This is a genomic window from Xanthomonas citri pv. mangiferaeindicae (assembly GCA_002240395.1).
GTDB lineage: Bacteria > Pseudomonadota > Gammaproteobacteria > Xanthomonadales > Xanthomonadaceae > Luteimonas > Luteimonas citri_A.
In genome coordinates this window covers 3,050,948-3,068,585 of record CP016836.1, presented here as the reverse complement: position 1 = coordinate 3,068,585, position 17,638 = coordinate 3,050,948, and the positions used below count along the sequence as shown (strand labels likewise).

10 protein-coding genes and 1 pseudogene are annotated in these 17,638 nt (G+C 68.1%); 3 read left to right on the top strand and 8 right to left on the bottom strand.

What is annotated here, in order from left to right:
* Positions 1-25: 25 nt before the first annotated feature.
* The 7 genes and pseudogenes from BEN78_13360 to BEN78_13330 form a co-directional block, all read right to left on the bottom strand.
* A complete protein-coding gene (locus BEN78_13360; GenBank protein ASR45136.1) occupies positions 26-3,145 on the bottom strand; it encodes a coagulation factor 5/8 type domain-containing protein in 3,120 nt (1,039 codons plus the stop codon).
* A 296-nt stretch (positions 3,146-3,441) separates the two neighbouring features.
* A complete protein-coding gene (locus BEN78_13355; GenBank protein ASR45135.1) occupies positions 3,442-4,278 on the bottom strand; it encodes a sugar ABC transporter permease in 837 nt (278 codons plus the stop codon).
* Positions 4,279-4,283: 5 nt separating this feature from the next.
* Entirely contained in the window at positions 4,284-5,162 is an 879-nt protein-coding gene (locus BEN78_13350; protein ASR44206.1) for a sugar ABC transporter permease, read from the bottom strand.
* Positions 5,152-6,462, bottom strand: coding sequence for an ABC transporter substrate-binding protein (locus tag BEN78_13345; GenBank protein ID ASR45134.1), 1,311 nt, complete (start codon positions 6,460-6,462; stop codon positions 5,152-5,154). Before BEN78_13345 ends, BEN78_13350 begins: the two co-directional genes overlap by 11 nt.
* A gap of 43 nt (positions 6,463-6,505) precedes the next feature.
* Positions 6,506-8,167: a hypothetical protein gene (locus BEN78_13340; protein ASR44205.1), complete on the bottom strand. Its 1,662-nt coding sequence runs from the start codon at positions 8,165-8,167 to the stop codon at positions 6,506-6,508.
* Between the two features lie 85 nt (positions 8,168-8,252).
* Positions 8,253-11,218 (bottom strand): annotated as a pseudogene (locus BEN78_13335) (hypothetical protein).
* Positions 11,219-11,410: 192 nt separating this feature from the next.
* Positions 11,411-12,421 (bottom strand): LacI family transcriptional regulator, encoded by a 1,011-nt coding sequence (locus BEN78_13330; protein ID ASR44204.1) that lies wholly within the window; start codon positions 12,419-12,421, stop codon positions 11,411-11,413.
* Positions 12,422-12,947: 526 nt separating this feature from the next.
* Here BEN78_13330 and BEN78_13325 point away from each other — a divergent pair.
* The 3 genes from BEN78_13325 to BEN78_13315 are packed head-to-tail and all read left to right on the top strand — an operon-like array spanning position 12,948 to position 16,305.
* Positions 12,948-13,847 carry a rifampin ADP-ribosyl transferase gene (locus BEN78_13325; protein ASR44203.1) on the top strand — a complete coding sequence of 300 codons (900 nt, stop codon included), beginning with the start codon at positions 12,948-12,950 and terminating at the stop codon, positions 13,845-13,847.
* Between the two features lie 32 nt (positions 13,848-13,879).
* On the top strand, positions 13,880-14,713 hold the full coding sequence (locus BEN78_13320; protein ASR44202.1) for an SMC-Scp complex subunit ScpB: 834 nt from the start codon (positions 13,880-13,882) through the stop codon (positions 14,711-14,713).
* Positions 14,710-16,305 (top strand): hypothetical protein, encoded by a 1,596-nt coding sequence (locus BEN78_13315; GenBank protein ASR44201.1) that lies wholly within the window; start codon positions 14,710-14,712, stop codon positions 16,303-16,305. The genes BEN78_13320 and BEN78_13315 overlap by 4 nt, the downstream gene beginning before the upstream one ends.
* A gap of 473 nt (positions 16,306-16,778) precedes the next feature.
* Here the strand turns inward: BEN78_13315 and BEN78_13310 are convergent, their stop codons facing one another.
* Positions 16,779-17,582, bottom strand: a complete 804-nt coding sequence (locus BEN78_13310; protein ASR44200.1) for a carbon-nitrogen hydrolase — start codon at positions 17,580-17,582, stop codon at positions 16,779-16,781.
* Positions 17,583-17,638 lie beyond the last annotated feature (56 nt).

Genomic DNA, 17,638 nt, shown 5'->3' with positions numbered 1-17,638 from the left:
ATGATGCAGTGGGTACGGTCGTGGCTCAGGGCGACGCGGGAATCTGCACGCGCACCCGCGCACCCGCGCGCGCGATGCGCAGTTCATTGCCCTGCCAGTGCGCCGCCTGGCCGTCGATGGTCGTCGCCCCGGGCACGTTCGGATACGGCCACTGCAGCACCAGGCCGCCGGGCGGCAGGCCGGCATCGGCATCGACGTCGAGTGCCAGCACGTCGTGCTCGCGCCGCAACCGGTAGCCGAGCTTGCCCCGCGGCGTGCGCATGCCGTGCAGCCGCACCCCAATGCCGTCGAACCAATCCGCCGGCACGCCTGCCGCCAGCACGATGCTGTCGTCGACTTCGCGCACGTAGGCGAACATGTCCAACGCCGAGCGCACGAAGTCCGACCCGACCCAGGCGTGCGGCAGGTCGCCGAGGAAGAACGGCTTGCGCGGCGTCGGCGTGACGACCTCGCCCCACTGGTTCCACGCCAGCGGCGCGCGATGGCCGAAGAACCATTCGCGCACTTCGTTGGCGCGCTCGCGCCAGCCCAGCCGCACGAACGCCGCGACGTTGCGCCACTCGTACGGCGTGTAGTCCTTCCACGGCTTGCGGCCGTCGCGGCGATCGGCGAACAGCGTCCAGTAGCGCTCGAAGGTGTTGACCAGCAGGTCCTCGGGCAGCCGCCCCTGCTCGCCACCGGGCGCCAGCGCGATCGTCGTCGAGGTGGGATCGAAATCGCCGAGTTCGGCCGCGCCGGGGAGATAGTCGATCCCATGCAACCTGGCCGCGGCGCGCAGCGAAGCGTCGAGGTCGGCGCGGAACTCGTCGCGCGCGGCGGTCATCCTGGCCACGTCCTCGGTCTTGCCCAGCGCCTGTGCGATCTCGACTGCGTCCTTGTAGCCGCGCAGTGCCCAGAAGTTGTCCCAATACGAGTGCATCGGCTTGGCCGAGTAACCCTCGTGGCTGATCGAGACCGGCATCATGCCGTAGAAGGCCTCGTTGACCTTGCGGTTCGCCTCGGTGCGCTCGCTGGCGCGCAGCGTCTCCATGTAGTCGAATGCGCCGAGCACGTGCGGCCACATGCGCGTCAGGAAGGCGTCGTCATGGGTGTAGCGCCAGTACTCGGCGATGTTGAAGATCAGCTCGCCGTGGCTGTCGTTCTCGGGCACCGGATCGCTGCCGCGGTCGTCCACGCAGCACGGCACCATGCCATTGTCGAACTGGTAGGGGGCGTACCACTCGACGTAGTCCTTGACGACTTCGGGCCGCCCCATCCGCAGCAGGCCTTCGGAGATCATCGCGCCATCGCGGATCCAGCTGCGCGCATACGAGCGCGTGCCCGGCTGCAGGCGCGGTCCGATGCGCGAAATCAGCATGTGCGCCAGCGAGGTGCGCAGCGTGTTGGCCAGATCGCGCCCGGCCTCGGGCACCTCGATGCCGACCTCGCCGAGCTTGCCGTGCCAGGTGCGCGCCATTTCGTCCTGCCATGCCTGCGGCTGCCACTGGCCTGCCGCGAGCGAGGGCGCGGCGCCGGTCATCGGGATCAGCAGGTCGAACTCGCGCGCCTGTCCCGGTTCGAGCCGCACCGTGTAGACCAGCGCGCCGGAGGCCAGCCCCTGTGCGTCCTCGACTTCGGTCGTCGCCGGCAGTGCACCGGCGGCCAGATGCTCGATGTCCATGCCGCTGTCGAAGGTCGTCGCGAACACCTGCTGCGCCGGCTCGCGTGCGAACACACGCGGCACGCCGTCGACGCTGACCCGGTCGGGCGCGACCGCCAGCCTGTGCAGCGGGCTCACACCGCCCTTGATGTTGAGAAACTGCGTCGGCGGGTTGACTTGCATCGGCCGCACCGCCAGCGCGAACTGGAAATCGCGCGGCTGGCGGCCCGAGTTGGTCAACCGATAGCGGGCGACCAGCTGCGATGCCTCGGGTGTACCGCGGGCAAAGCCGGTCACGCGCAGCGACACCGCGTCGTGGACCCAGTCCACGCTCGGAATCGGCAGATAGCCATCCTGCAACGACTGGGTGATCCGGGCATCGGCCCACGTCACCAGACCGTCGCCGGCGCGGATGAAGGGCTCGATCGAGAAGCCACCGGCCGCAACCTCGATCGCACCGTCCTCGCCGATCAAACCCTGCTCGGTGCCGCCGTCCAGACCCAGGATCGTCCAGTACGGCTGTTCACCGCTGAAGCCACGCGGGAACTGGCCCTTCGGTCGCTCGGCCGCGACCGCCTTGAGGAAATCGTTGGGATGGTTGGACACCGCGACCGGTTGCAGCGCCGCCTCGGCAAGCGCGAAGCCCTGCCCCGGACCGGCCTGCAGGTCCAGACCGACATAGCGGGCCTCCGACTCGGGCAACGACAACCAGTCCACGCCGCCATTGCCGCCGGCGACCTCACGCACCTGCGTCCACTGCTCGCCGTCGGTCGACAATGACACCGTGTAGTCGGCCGCATGGCGCCCGTCGAGCCACTGCAGGCGCAGCGCACCGAACTCACGCACCTTGCCCAGATCCAGCACCAGCTTCTGTGGCGCGGCGCCGGCCTCCCACGCGGTGCCGGCATTGCCGTCGACCGCCTTGCCGGTGCCATCGGGCGTGGTCGTCGAGGCCGCGCTGACCGTCAGCGGCGAGTCGTCGTCGGCCGGCAGCGGCTCGAAAGTCAGCGTATCGAAGCACACGCTGCCCTTGCCGCCGGCGTTGTTGTAGATCGTGAACTCGACCTTGTGGCTCGCGCGCAAGGTCTTGTCCGGATCCGGCCCCCAGGCCTTGTCGATATGGCGCTTGCGGTACTGGACCTGCGTCCACTCGGTCGGAAAATCGTACCTGGGCCGGTTGACCCACCACACGTTGTCGCCGCTGGCGTCGATCAGCTTGAACTGCAGATCGTTGGCCGGCGACTCGCCGCGCAGCCGGAAGCCGAAGCGGTAGTTGTCCGGATACTCGAGCGGCAGTTCGCGCTGGATACCGACATGGCCGGACACGCCGTTGTAGTCGTAGTCCAGGCACAGCGCGCCGCCGTCCTCGCCGTCGACCCTGCGCAGCGTGCCGGTGACCTGGTTGGAGGTGACCACCGTCCAGGCGGACAGGTCCTCGAACTCGTCCAGCACACGGGCACCCGCGTCGCCCGTCGCGCCGGTCTCGCTGCCCGGCGACGGTGCCACGGAACAGGCCGCCAACGCGGCGGCCAGCATTGCCATGGTGGCGGCTCGGCGCGACAGGACGGCGTGGGACCGGCCATCGACTGAAAGGACGTCGCCGGCGGGCGTCATGTCGGTATCGGCAGGCGCGCAATCGGCGCGGGTGTCGAGGATCTTCATGCGGGACGGTGACTCCGTGGTTCGCGTGTTGCGGTGATCGGATCAGACGCGCGTGCGCGCGTGTCGCAGCGGCATCCGCATTGCAGATGCGAGGCGGGCGTTCGGGCGCATGCGAAGCAGTGCTTCGCAAGCATGCGCCCTCACCCCTTCACGCTGCCGAGCAGCAGGCCCTGGATGTAGTAGCGCTGCAGCGCGATGAACAGTACGAGCACCGGAATCACGGTCACGACCGCACCGGCCATCATCATTTCGACGTCCTGGATGTGCTCGCGCGACAGCGCCGCCAGCGCCACCGGCAGGGTGTAATTGCTCTGGTCGGTCAGCACGATCAGCGGCCACATGAAGTCGTTCCAGGCGGCCATGAAGGTGAAGATCGTCAGCGTCACCAGCACGGGCTTGAGCATCGGCAGCACGATCTGGAAGAAGATCCGCAGCTCGCCGGCCCCGTCGATGCGCGCAGCCTCGAGCAGTTCGTCGGGGATCGAGCGCGCGTACTGGCGCACCAGGAAGATGCCGAACACCGTCGCCAGGCCTGGGATGATCACCGCACCGAAGCTGTTGACCAGGCCCATGCCCTTCATCATCAGAAACAGCGGCAGCATTGCGACCTGCGCCGGAATCACCAGCGCGGCCAGCAGCAACTGGAACAGCCGCTCGCGCCCGGCGAAGCGCAGCTTGGCGAACGCGTAGCCGGCCATGGTGTTGATCAGCAACGCGCCGAGCGTGATCGCGCCCGAGACCAGCAGGCTGTTGGTGAAGTAGCCCACCATGCCCCCGCGCAGCAACAACTGCTCGTAGTTGGCCGTGGTCAACGAAGAAGGCAGCAACGGCGGCGGAAAGCTGCTGGCCTCGCCGGTGGGCATGAACGAAACCGACAGCATCCACAGCAGCGGCGCCAGTGCGATCAGCGCCAGCACGACCAGGCCACCATTGACCAGCCAGCCCGACCAGCGCGACGCGCCGACTTCGCGTTGCACCGCGCTCATACCATCTCCTTGCGCCGGCCGGCGCGCAGCAGCAGCGTGGTCACGCCCAGGATGATCAGAAACAGCATGAAGGCCACCGCCGAGGCACGGCCCAGGTTCCACCACATGAAGCCTTCTTCGTACATGAAGTACAGCACGCTGACCGTGCTCTGCAGCGGATCGCCGCGCGTCATCACGTAGGGCTCTGCGAACAACTGGAAGTAGCCCGAGACCGTGATCACCGCCACCACCAGCAACACCGGCCCCAGCATCGGCAGCGTGACGTGGACGAACTGCTTCCAGCGCGATGCGCCGTCGATGCGCGCGGCCTCGTACAGGTCTTCGGGAATCGCCGCCAACCCCGCGACGAAGATCACCATGTTGTAGCCGAAGTTCTTCCACACCGCGAACAGAATGATCGTCGGCATCGCCCAGGTCGGATCGCCCAGCCAGTCGATCGGCGCGATGCCGACATGGCCCAGCGCCCAGTTCACCAGGCCGTAACTGGTGTGGAACAGATAACGCCAGATCACCGCGACCGCGACCAGCGTGGTCACCACCGGCGCGAACAGCGCGGTGCGAAACAGCCCCTTGAACCGCGCCACCTTGGCATTGAGCAGCAACGCCGCCCCCAGCGACACCGCGATCGACAACGGCACGCCGATGACGACGAAGTACGCCGTATTGCCCAGCGACTTCCAGAACAGCGGGGTCTGCAGCAGATCCAGATAATTGCCCAGCGCGACGAAGCGCAGGTTCGAAGTATCCGACAGCGCGTAGAGATCGAAGTCGGTCAGGCTCAGCAGCAGCGCCGAGGCCACCGGGATCCCGAAGAACACCCCGAGCAGGATCAATGCCGGCCCGGCAAACACCCAGCCTGCGGTACTAGCGCGCATGGGCGGCCTCCGCGCTCGGATGTGCCGCGCCTTCCGCCGCCTGCGCGCGCACCCAACGCCGCTTCTCGAGCAGCGTGTCCACGCGCGCGTCCAGCCCCTGCAGCGCCTGGTCCTGCGGCATGCCACCGCGGACCACGCGCTCACTGGCCAACCGCATCTCCTGCACGATCCGCTCCCATTCGAGGACCTTCGGCGTGGGCCGCACGCGTTCGAGCTGTTCGCGGAACGCCAGCGCCTCCTCCCCGTACTGCATCTCACCCGACGCCCAGGTGCTGCGCCGCGGCGGCAGGTTGCCGATCATCTGGTAGAACCGCGCCTGGATATCGGGCCGTGACAGGAACTCGACCAGCTGCCAGGTCGCTTCCTTGTTGGGCGAATCGCGGAACATCACCAGCGACGTGCCGCCTGCGATGCCCACACCCGGCCCCTCTGGCCCAGGCAGCGGCGCGGTCGCCCACTTGTCCTGCAGGTCGGCCGGCAACCGCGTGCGGAACTCGCGGATGTTCCAGGGGCCCGACACGTAGAAGGTGAAGAAGCCGCGGCCGAACTCGTCCCAGACATTGGAGATCTGCGTCTCCGACATCCGCGGTGCCCAGCCCTGCTCGAACATGTTGGCGTAGAAGCCCAACGCGCGGCGAAAGCCCGGGCTCTGGAAGTTGCCGCGGCCATCATCGTCGCGCAGCAACGGGTCGTTCTGTTGCAGGCCGAACGACAGCAGCTGCTCGAACTCGTTGAGCGGCAGCATCACCGCATAGCGCGACGGCCCGACGTGGCGCTTGACCGCCGCCATCGCCGTTTCCCATTCGGTCCAGGTCTGCGGGAAGCGCGTGACACCGGCCGCCTCGAGCAGGTCGCGGCGATAGAACACCAGGCGCGTGTCGACGTACCAGGGCACGCCGAGCAGCGTGCCGTCGACGACGTTCGTATCCCAGATGCCCGGGAAGTAGTCCGCCTGGTCGATGATCGCCGAGGCGTCGACCCGCGATTGCAGCGGCTCGAGCGCACCGAGCACCGCGAATTCCGGCACCCAGGTATTGCCGAGCTGGCACAGGTCGGGCAGCGCGTCGGCCGCGTAGGCGGTCAGCAGCTTCTCGTGCGCAGAGGTCCACGGGATCTGCTGGATTTGCACCCGGATGCCCGGATGCTGATCCTCGAATTCACGCACCAGTTCGGCGACCACCTCGGCCTCTCGGCCCATCGCCCAGAACCGGATCACGGTCTCGTCGGACCGCCGCGCGCAACCGGCCAGAACCAGCACCAGCGCACACAACAGCCAGGTACGGCGGATCAGGGACGTCATGCCCGCCCTGCCCGTGCACGCCACGCGCGGCGCCCGACGCGACTCACTCGACCGGCACCGGGTCGGACGCGCGCGCAGGCGCGGGCGCCGGCGCCGGCGCATCGCGCGGCGGCGTCTGATTGGCACCGCGCGACTCGGCGATGCCGACTGCACGCGCCGTCGCCGCATCGGCATCCGGCGGCCCGGAGTCCTTCGGCTCGTCCTCGCCGGCGAGCCAACCGCCGGTGAACCCTGCCCGCTCCAGACCGGCGCGGATGTAGGGGTTCTTCTTCATCACGTTCCAGACGAAATCGTTGCGGTAGTTGGCGATCATCGCCAGGATCGGCCCCTGGTCGATGGCGATGTAATCGCTGGCCACCCAGCCCTTGCCCGGCACGATGCGGCCCGTCTTCAGCGGCACGTCCTCATAGGTAAAGCTCGGGTTGAACGCGTCCAGGAAGCCGTAGCTCGAGTACAGGAAGTCGCCGTAGCGACGGTGCATTTCCTCGGTCGCCGGGATCACGATCTCCGGCGCGAACGCGATCGAGGCGATCGCTGCGGTCGGCGCGATCGTGCCGTCATCGAACGCGCCGTCCAGGCCTGCGCCGCGTGCGGTGTAGTGGCGGAACTCGCGCTGCTCGCCGTTGTAATCCTGGTCGGTGCGCTGCGGCCCGTCGCTGGCGGTGAGACCCCAGACGTTCTCGCCATAGTCCTTCCAGCCCATCGGATTGTCGATCGCGTACTGGCGCTGCGCATAGGTCGCCCGGCGGCTGTTCTCGAAATAGTCGATGCCGCGGCGGCGCATGTAGTCATCACGGATACCGCGGAAATCGACCCAGACATGGCTGTACTGATGGCCGAAGTGCGGCGCGAAGCTCAGGTACTCCTGGCCGCGGAACACACCCCACAGCCGGTCGTAGGTGCGCGTCCACACCTCCCACGCCTCGGGACCGACCGGATGGGTCGGCGAGCCGAGCGCGAGGATGTAGACCAACATCGCCTCGTCGTAGCCGGTCCAGTCGTGCTCGATGAAGCCGCTTTCGGGGTACCAGCCCATCGAAATCAGCGGCTTGCGCTGCTGCAGGAACGGCCAGCGCACATTGCGGTAGAGCTGATCGGCGAGCTTGCGGATCTCGGCTTCGCGCGGATCGTCACGGTCGTAGTACGACTGCGCGAACAGCACGCCCATCATCATCAGGCCGGTGTCCACACTCGACAGTTCCACCCACGGCTCGACCCGGTGGCCCTTGTCCATGTCGATGAAGTGATAGAAGAAGCCCTGGTGGCCACCGGTACCGGTGGCCTGCGGCCCCATCTTCACGTCGCGGAAGAACCGCAGCGTGGTCAGCGTGCGGTCAACCGCCTGCGTGCGGCTGACCCAGCCGCGCTCGATGCCGATCGGATACGCCGTCAGCGCATAGCCGACCGCGGCGACGCTGGAGAACGGCCGCGACGGGAAGCGGTCAGGCGTCAGGCCGTTGACCTCGTTGGTGGTGTCCCAGAAGTACTGGAACGTCCGGCGCTCGATATCGGCGAACAGCGGCGGCAACTCCGGCGGCCCCTTTTCTTCGGGTTCGGGCTCGGGTTCGGGCACCTGCGCGATGGGTCCCGGCTTGGGCGGCGGCACCGCCGGTTCGGCAGGCTCCTGTTTGCCGCAGGCGGCCAGGAACAAGGCCGCGATTGCGACGAGCATCAGGAGTTGGAACGCACGGAGACGGGATCGCATCGTGAAGGAAACCTCGCGGTGAAATCGTTTTCAGGGTGGAGTATAAAACTGCCGGTCTCCCGAGGGGGACCGGCAGCGGGGTGACTTACCAGTCGATGCCGAACGACAGCTTGAAGGTGCGGGTCGGCAAGCGGATCGCGAGGTTGTGCTGACCGAAGTTCGCGCTCGTCCAATCGTCGTTGTACGACTCCCAGTTGTAGCGGTTGGTCACGTTCAACACGTCGGCGCGCACACGCAGGCTGATGTCGTCGGAGGCGTGCCACACCTTCTGGGCCGCCAGGTCGAGCTGCAGATGGCCGAAGGTGCCATCGGGGCGATACGAATCGAAGAAGGCCTCGCCCTGGCTACGATTCACACCGACGCGCTCGCGCTGGCTTTCGAGCGTCAGCTTGCCCGAGTACGTGATGCCGCCAGGACCATCCCAGATGCCGGTCGTGACGAAACGGTGCCGCGGAATCTGCGAAACCGGCAGGTAGCCGTAATAACCCGCGTAGGGCCAATCGAAGATTCCGGCGCCGTCTTCATTCGAGTTCCGCTCGGCATCAGTGTACGTGTACGCGGTCGTGACCCCCAGCCCGATGCATTGGTATAGGGCTTGTCGAACTTCACCAGCAACGAGTTGGTGCGGGTCTCGAGCCCATTGTCCAACAGCACCAGGCGGCCGAACGGCGGATCGTAGTTCCACGGCGGACCGAAATTGCTCCCCGGCTCGAAGAAGCTGCCGTCCGGGCGACGGTTGCCCAGGCGCACGGACAGGCCGTCGCGACTCCGGACATGGGCGACGGCGACCTCGCTGTTCCACGTCGTTTCGCCGAAGTCCCAGGCGTTGCGAATGCCGAGGCTGAACTGGTCGGAGTACGGCACCTTCAAATCGTTGTTGATCAGGTAGTACTCGCGCGAGACCTGGCCCGAATTCACCAGCTGGTCGCGGCCGGCCTCGGTCAGATAGCTGTCGTCCCAAGCGACGCATCCGCCGCCATTGCGGCACTGGCCATCGACATCGGTGAACCACACGCGATACGGCGCGGCGTAGGAGACCGTCTGCTCCTCCTTCTGCAGATTGGTGAACAGGTTGCGGTCGTACGACCGACCTGCACCACCGAAGATCACATGCCGCTGGTCGCCCGCCAGATCGTAGGAGAAGCCCAGGCGCGGCTGCCATGCGCCCTTGTAGGCGCTGCGGTTGCTGCCGTTGCTGATGTAGTTCTCGACATTGATGTCGGAGTTCTGCAGGTTCGGATAGTTGCGCAGGTTGGCGGCCAGACCAGCCGGGGTCACGTAGTCCTCGTAGGCCGGCGTGGTCTCGTAGTCGTAGCGCAGGCCGAAATTCAGCGTCAGGTGTTCGTTGACCTCCCAGTCGTCCTGGACGTAGATGCCGAACTGCTTGTTGTCCGACTTCGAGACGCCACCAGGCGTGCCGGGAATCGCGCGACCGAACTCGATCCGGTACGGCTGGTCGGTGCTCTGCGCGATGTCGTAGTACAGCTGCGGGTTGGTGAAGTTGCGCTCGGTCGACAGCAGATCCACCTGCTTGAACTTCACGCCCATCTTCAGGGTGTGCGCATCCCAACCACTGAACGTCAGATCGTTCTGGAACGACCAGCCCTTCTGGCCCTTGTCCTGGTTGCCCGAGCCGGGACCGGAGCTCACGATGTTGCGCGTGTTCTCGCGGAACCCGCTCGTGGCGTTGTAGTCGGACACAGTCAGGATGTACCCGTTGCCGCCGACCAGCGGCTGCTGCACCCAGGCCGAATCCTCGTAGGTGAGGTGCATGTCGTTGAGCCAGCGGTCGCCGCTGTACTGCCAGCGCAGGTCGTAGCGGCTGACATCGTTGTCGATGAAGCTGGCACGGTCGACAGTGAACTCGCCGTTGTTGCGGATCGTCTCCTCCTCGCGGCGGATCTGCGTCGACAGCTCGATCAGGTTGTAGTCGTCGACCGACCAGCTCAGCTTGCCGAAGTACATGTCCTGCTTGAACGGCGAGTTCGCCGGGCCGATGCCGGCGACGAGTTCGGCCGGAACATCGGCCTCGTCGTAGCGGCTGTCATCGAGCAGTTCGAGCGTACGCGGGGTGTTGTATTCCTTTGCCTCGTAGGCGACGAAGAAGTGCAGACGATCCTGCAGGATCGGTCCGCCGAACGACACACCGTACTGTTCTTCCTTGGACTCGGACTTGGTGCCGTTGTCGAGCTCGGCCGGGGTCCGGGCCCGCCATTCGGCGGCGGTGTGATCCCAGAAGAAGCTGCCTTCGAACTCGTTGGTACCGCTGCGGGTCGCAGCCACAACTGCAGCGCTGCTGATCTGGTCGAACTCGGCCTTGTAGTTGGACGTGATGACCTTGTACTCACCGATCGCCGACTGCGGGAACGGGTTGCCACGGCTCGAGTCCTGGCCGGGCACGCCGCCGGGCATCGTGTAGCTCTTCTGGCCGACGCCGTCGATGAAGACATTGATGTTGTTGGCCGACTGACCGCCCGAACGCAGCTTGGCGTTGCCGTTGCCATCCTGCTGGAACACCATGCCCGGCACGGTGTCGGCGAAGGCGAGGAAGTTGCGCGTCGCCTGCGGCAGCGACTCGATCTGCTTCTGCGACACGTAGGTCGCCACTTCCGAGGTCTTCGTCTCGACCAGGGCTTCGGCGGTCACGCGCACGGCATCCATGTCGGTCGCCTCACCCGCGGTGGCGGTCTCGGCGACACCGCCCACGCCCAGATTCAGCGTGGCGGTCTGGCCGACGGCCACGGTCACGTTCTGCGAGCTGCTCTGCCCATTGGCCTCGACCTGCAGCCGGTAGGTGCCCGGCGGCAGGCCGGCGAGGTTGTAGCTGCCGTTGGCGCCGACCGCGACGCTGCGGGTCAGGCCGGTCGCGGTGTTGATCGCGGTCACGCGCGCGTCGCTTGCCGGCGCCGAATCGACCGTCACCTGGCCGCGGATGGTCGCCGCCGTGGACTGCGCCAGCACGGCCGGCGCGGCCATCGACAGACAACCTGTCAATGCGATGCTGAGGAGGGAACGCGAGATCAGACGCGAGCGTTGGCGAAGGGGTTTCATCTGGGATTCTCTGAAGAAAGGATCGGGGATTCGGAGAGCAGAAACAAAAAAGCGGGGGGCAGCGGCCGGATGCGCGGTCATGCGCAGGGCGCGAGAGACCGTCACCCGGACAGGAAATGGCCGGGCAGGTCTCGTGAGTGCGTGCGGATCGTCATCGGCGCCCCTCCCAAGGTGCCTTGCATGGCGTGGCGGTCATTGCGGCGACCGGCTGCCGCAGGAATCGCGGACCACCAGCACGGGGCGCAACAGCGCGTCGTCGCCGGGCGGCGCGCACTCGACATGCGCTTCCAGAGCCACGAGCGCCTTGAGCGCGCGCGCGCCGAGTTCAGCGATGTCGACGCGCATCGTCGTTAGCGCCGGGTGAACGTAGCGTGCAAGCGGGATATCGTCGAAGCCAACAATTGCGACCTCGTCCGGCGTGCGGACCCCACCCCGGCCCAGCGCATACAGACAGCCGATCGCCATCATGTCGTTGGCCGCGAACACCGCGTCGGGGCGCTCGTCCATCGCCAACAAGGCCTCGCCGGCCCGGTGGCCGGAATCCTCGTCGAACTGGCCCTTCAGTTCCCAAGGATCGTGCCCGAGGCCGGCCGCGGCCAGACCGTCGCGATAGCCGCGCAGGCGCTCGCGCGCATCGTCGTTGTCATCGGGACCGGTGATGAAGGCGATGCGGCGGTGCCCCGCGGCCGCCAGGTGGCGGACCATTTCGCGGGCGCCGCCGTAGTTGTCGATGCCGATCGAGCGGTAGGCACTCTCGCCTGCGGCGTTCATCAGCACCAGCGGCAGGCTGATGTCGACGTTGCGCTCCAGGAAGTCGGCGTCGTGGACATAGGGTGACATCAGCAACAGCCCGTCGACGCGGCCGCGCATCGCCCGCAGCGCCGCCCCCTGCGCTTCCGGATTGCCGTGATAGCTCGAGACCAGCAGATGCAGCCCCCGCGTGCGTGCGACCTGGTCGACGCCGCGCATCAGTTCGGAGAAGAACTCGCCATGCAGGTCGGGCAGCACCACGCCGACGGTCTGCGTGCGCCGGCTGCTCAGGCTGCGCGCCGCGTGGTGCGGGCTGTAGCGCAACTGGGCCGCCGCCTCGGCCACGCGCCGACGCACCGCATCGGCCACGTTCTGATGGCCGTTGAGGGCGCGCGACACCGTGGCTACCGACACGTTGGCGGCCTTCGCGACGTCCTTGATGGTGACGCTCATCCCCACTCCGCTATACGCGATTGCCGCGGAATGTAAGCGTTTTCATCCACTCGTGTAATGCTGCGGCGCAACAGATACAGGGCGCGCGGCGGACGCGTGACGACCTGCAGCCTGCCTCTTGTTCGCACGCTCCGTTATCTCCGCGCCGGATCACCTCGGGCCAGTGCGTGTGCCATGAGACATAGGGCGCTGGACACGGCCGGGGCGCTGCGCGTACCCTGTGCCCAGCAACCCCGGCCCCGTTCCGCCGCGGCGGCGCGTCGCTCCAGACGCCAGCCCGCCCGCGGTCGTCGCACCGGTCCGGGTCCGACGCCTTCCGATCTCCGCGCCTGTCGCCTGCAGACGCGCTTCGCGCTTGGCGTACGGTCCGAAGACGTCCTCGCAGCACCGTAGTCCCTCGCGCCGGCCGATGCCGCGCACCCGATCGGACCCGCGCCGCAGTGGCCGCCGTCCTGTCGCCACGCCCTGCCAATGATGCCTCGCCAGTGATCCCGCTCCCGAGCGACCCGATGCGGCCGCGCCCCGAATGAGCCAGCCCGAGACCGCGCCCGCGGCCCCCGGCCCCTCGCCCCAGCAGCAGGAAATGCCGCTGGCGCTGGTGCACGGCCAGCCGGTGCTGCAGATCCCGCAGGACCTGTACATCCCGCCGGACGCGCTCGAGGTGATCCTGGAGGCCTTCGAAGGGCCGCTCGACCTGCTGCTGTACCTGATCCGCCGCCAGAACCTCGACATCCTCGACATCCCGGTGGCCGAGATCACCCAGCAATATGTCGATTACATCGGCGTGATGCAGGAACTGCGCTTCGAACTGGCCGCCGAGTACCTGGTCATGGCCGCGATCCTGGCCGAGATCAAATCGCGGATGCTGTTGCCGCGGCCGGCGATCGAGGAAGGCGACGAGGGCGACCCGCGCGCCGAACTGGTCCGGCGGCTGCAGGAGTACGAACGCTTCAAGCAGGCGGCCGAAGACATCGACCGCCTGCCGAGACAGGACCGCGACACCACCCCGGCGCAGGTCGCCCTGCCCGAGCGCCCGGCCAACCGCGAGCCGCCGCAGGTGGAGTTGCGCGAGATGCTGCTGGCCCTGCACGACGTGCTCAAGCGCGCCGAGCTGTTCACCGGCCATGCGATCCGGCGCGAGGCGCTGAGCGTGCGCCAACGCATGGGCGAGGTGCTGACCCGGCTGGCCGGCGGCGCGTTCCACCGTTTCGAGTCGCTGTTCGAGCCCGAAGAAGGCCGGCTGGGCGTGGTGGTGACGTTCCTGTCGATCCTCGAGCTCACCAAGGAACGCCTGCTCGACATCGTGCAGGAAGCGCCGCTGGCGCCGATCTACATCAAGTCGCTGGCCAGCGCCGACGGCGAAGCGCCGCCGACGCGCTTTTCCAGCGAGTTCGACGACGACGTCCCCGACGCGCCGCAGTCCTGACCCCTTCTTTTTCTGGATCTTCCGACCGCCCGATGGACCAGACCCTGATCAACCGCATCGTCGAGGCCGCCTTGCTGGCCTCCACGCAGCCGCTGACTGTCGCCCAGCTCGGCGCGCTGTTCACGCTCGACGAGGCGCCGCCCGACGAGCGCCTGAAGCAGGCCCTGGCCGAGCTGCAGGCGGCTTGCGCCGAGCGCGGCGTCGAGCTGGTGGAGCTGGCCTCGGGCTGGCGCTACCAGGTCAAGAGCGACGTCCACGGCTGGGTGGCGCGGCTGTGGAGCGAGCGCCAGACCAAGTACACCCGCGCCACGCTCGAAACGCTGGCGCTGATCGCCTACCGCCAGCCGATCACCCGCGGCGAGATCGAACAGGTCCGCGGCGTGGCGACCAACAGCAACATCATCAAGGCCCTCGAAGAGCGCGAGTGGATCCGCGTCGTCGGCCACCGCGACATGCCCGGACGCCCCGAACTGCTGGGCACCACCAAGGCGTTCCTCGATTACTTCGGCCTCAAGCGGCTCGACGAACTGCCCCCGCTGTCCGAGCTCAAGGATTTCGCCGAGCTCGACCCGCAGCTGCGCCTGGCCGGCGCCGAGGGCGACCGCGACGAGGGCGCGCGGGGCATCGGCGGCATCGCCGGGCACGACGACGCTGCCGATCCCGCCTCCAGCGACGATGCCGACAGCGCCCCGGCGCCCGAGGCCTCGGACGCCGCCCCCGACCCATCGGACGAGGCCTCGGCCTCGTCGCAGGACGCACCGCAAGACCTTCCGCCGGACGCCCCGTCCGACACCGCACCTTCCACGAACACTGACGAAGACCCCGCCCTCGCCGCCGACGGCGACAGCGACCGGAGCCCCACATGACGCAGCAACGCAACACCGAAAAACCCGCACGCACTCTGTCGCTCAAGCGCGGCGAGACGCCTGACGCCGAGGCCGCGCCGCGCCTGGAAGAACGCCTGCACAAGGTGCTCGCACAGGCCGGGCTGGGCTCGCGCCGCGCACTCGAGCAGCGCATCGCCGACGGCTTGGTCAAGGTGAACGGCGAGGTCGCACAGACCGGCATGTCGATCAAGGGCGGCGACCGCATCGAGCTCGACGGCAAGGTCTTCGTCGCCAGCGCGCTGACCGAGCCGGCGCGCGTGCTGATCTACAACAAGCCCGAGGGCGAAGTCACCACGCGCGAAGACCCCGAAGGCCGGCCGACGATCTTCGACGCCCTGCCCGCGCTCAAGGGCGCGCGCTGGATCGCGATCGGCCGCCTGGACATCAACACCACCGGCCTGTTGCTGCTCACCACCGACGGCGAACTCGCCAACGCGATGATGCACCCCTCCTACGAGGTCGAGCGCGAGTACGTGTGCCGCGTGCGCGCCCCCGAGGGCGAGGACACGGTGTCGGAGAAGATCGTCGACCGGCTGCGCCGCGGCGTCGCGCTCGAGGACGGGCCGGCGAAGTTCGACGAGATCGAGCGCATCGGCGGCACCGAATCGCACGACTGGTTCCAGGTGCTGCTCAAGGAAGGCCGCAACCGCGAGGTTCGCCGGCTGTGGGAATCGCAGGGCTGCCAGGTCAGCCGGCTCAAGCGCGTGCGCTACGGCCAGGTCGTGCTGCCGCAGCCGCTGCTGCGCGGCCAGTCGCAGGAACTGCCCGACGCGCAGGTCGAGGCGCTGCGCAAGGAGCTCAAGCTCGAGGAAGGCCCGCCGCCGGCGCTGACGCTGCAGCCGGTGATCGGCCAGCGCAAGGCTGCCAAGTCGACGGTGCACCTGGGCAAGGGCGGCGCCGGCAAGGCCTATGTGAACGGCCACACCAGCGGCGCCGACGAAGGGCGCGAGCTGCGTCGCTTCGACCACGTGCGCGAGGATCGCGGTCGTGGCCGTGGCGGCCCGCGCAAGCCCCATGGCGGCCTGACCGTCAGCGGAGACGCCGCCGCCAAGCAGTCGCACAAGCCGTTCAAGCAACGCGCAGACAAGGGTGCGCGCGCCCTGCCCGAGGGCAACCCGGCCGCGTTCCGCACCTGGTACGTGCCCGATGGCGTGGAGACCGGCCCCAGCGGCCATCGCAACGCCGACGGCCGCGGTCCCAAGAAGCCCTACGGCGGTGCCGGCGCGAAGAAGCGCGGCCCCGGCGGTCCGGGTGGACAAGGTCCGCGCGGCGGCGGCCAGGGCCCCTGGTCCTCGAAGCCGGCCGGCGCCGGCGCAGGTCGTCCGCGCGCGCCGTATGGCCATCCCGACAGCGCCCCGACGTTCCCGTCCGACCACGCCAACCCCGGCAGCTTCAACCCCAACGCCGGCCCGCGCGGCCCGCGTCCGGGCGGCAACCGCGGCCCGAAGGGGGCAGGCGCCCGCGGTCCGGGTGGCGGCAATCGCGGACCGGGTGGCCCAGGCGGCGGCCGCGGCCCCGGCGGTCGTCCGCCCGGCGGCGGCAATCGCGGTCCGCGCGGTGGCGGTCGCTGAGGCCAGCGACCAGTACTGCGTCAAACACGGGGCCTTCGGGCCCCGTGTCGTGTCTGGACCCTATTAGCGGCCGGAAAGCCTCTCTCCCTCCCGCGCTTGCGGGGCATTGCGCCCTTTACAGGTGGAGGGCTGGGGTGGGGGCCAGCTTTCCAGGCAAAGCCCGTGCCCCACCCGACGCGCGCTGCGCGCCGGCCTCCCCCGCCCGCGATCGGCACCTCCCTGCGCGCGATCAATACCCTCCCTGCGCGCGCGATCGAAGCCCTCCTCCGCTTGCGGGGCATTGCGCCCTTTACGGGTGGAGGGTTGGGTGGGGGGCGATTTCCAGGCAAAGCCCGTGCCCCACCCGACGCGCGCTGCGCTTCGCCTCCCCCGCTCGCGGGGGAGGCGAAGCGCATCGGGCATTTGCGCTGGGAGCCTCGCGTCGCCCTTCCCGCTTGCGTAGCATCGCCCTCCTTGGCGAGCGCTCGCGACGATCAGGCGTCGAGGATCTCGAAGCGGTCCGCGTCGAGCATCGCGGGGAACCGTTCGCGGTGTGCGGCCAGTTCCGATGCCAGCAGCGTCGTGGTCGAGACGACTTCCGCATCCGTGCACTCGCTCAGCGGGGTGCCGAGGAAATCGAGCACGGCACTGTTGCCGCTGTAGTCCAGGCCGTTGCCGTCGCGGCCGACCCGGTTGACGCCGACCACGTAGCACAGGTTCTCGATCGCGCGTGCGCGCAGCAGCGTCTTCCAGGCATAGGCGCGTGCCGCTGGCCAGTTCGCCACGAACAACTGCAGGTCGAAGTCCAGTTGCCCCGGACGCTCGACATCGAAGCGGTTGCGGCAGAACACCGGAAAGCGCAGGTCGTAGCAGACCTGCGGATTGATCCGCCAGCCTTTGAGTTCGACCGTCAGCCGCGCCCGGCCCGGCGCGTAGCGCTTGTGCTCGTTGGCGTAACGGAACAGATGCCGCTTGTCGTACCACTGCAAATTGCCATCGGGCGTGGCCCAGAGCATGCGGTTGTAGACGCCATCGCCGTCGCGCAGTTGCACGCTGCCGGTCACGGCCGCATCGAGCGCGGCGGCCTGCGCGCGCATCCAGGCCACGGTGGGCCCGTCCATGTCCTCGGCGCGCTCGATCGCGTCATTGCTGAAGCCGCTGGTGAACGTCTCGGGCAGCACCACCAGATCGCTGAGGCCACGCAGCGGTGCGATCAGGCCGCCGTAATACTCGCGATTGGCCTCCGGGTCGTGCCAGATCGTGGCGCCCTGGACGATGGAAACGCGGAGGTTGTGCATGCTGCGGCCCTGTCGACGACCGCGACGCGGCCGGACTCCCGATTCTCGTCCGCGCC

Coding starts and splice junctions, on each gene's coding strand:
- BEN78_13310 (ASR44200.1), bottom strand. CDS start 17,582: ATGCACAACCTCCGCGTTTCCATCGTCCAGGGCGCCACGATCTGGCAC.
- BEN78_13325 (ASR44203.1), top strand. CDS start 12,948: ATGAGCCAGCCCGAGACCGCGCCCGCGGCCCCCGGCCCCTCGCCCCAG.
- BEN78_13330 (ASR44204.1), bottom strand. CDS start 12,421: ATGAGCGTCACCATCAAGGACGTCGCGAAGGCCGCCAACGTGTCGGTA.
- BEN78_13345 (ASR45134.1), bottom strand. CDS start 6,462: ATGACGTCCCTGATCCGCCGTACCTGGCTGTTGTGTGCGCTGGTGCTG.
- BEN78_13340 (ASR44205.1), bottom strand. CDS start 8,167: ATGCGATCCCGTCTCCGTGCGTTCCAACTCCTGATGCTCGTCGCAATC.
- BEN78_13315 (ASR44201.1), top strand. CDS start 14,710: ATGACGCAGCAACGCAACACCGAAAAACCCGCACGCACTCTGTCGCTC.
- BEN78_13320 (ASR44202.1), top strand. CDS start 13,880: ATGGACCAGACCCTGATCAACCGCATCGTCGAGGCCGCCTTGCTGGCC.
- BEN78_13350 (ASR44206.1), bottom strand. CDS start 5,162: ATGCGCGCTAGTACCGCAGGCTGGGTGTTTGCCGGGCCGGCATTGATC.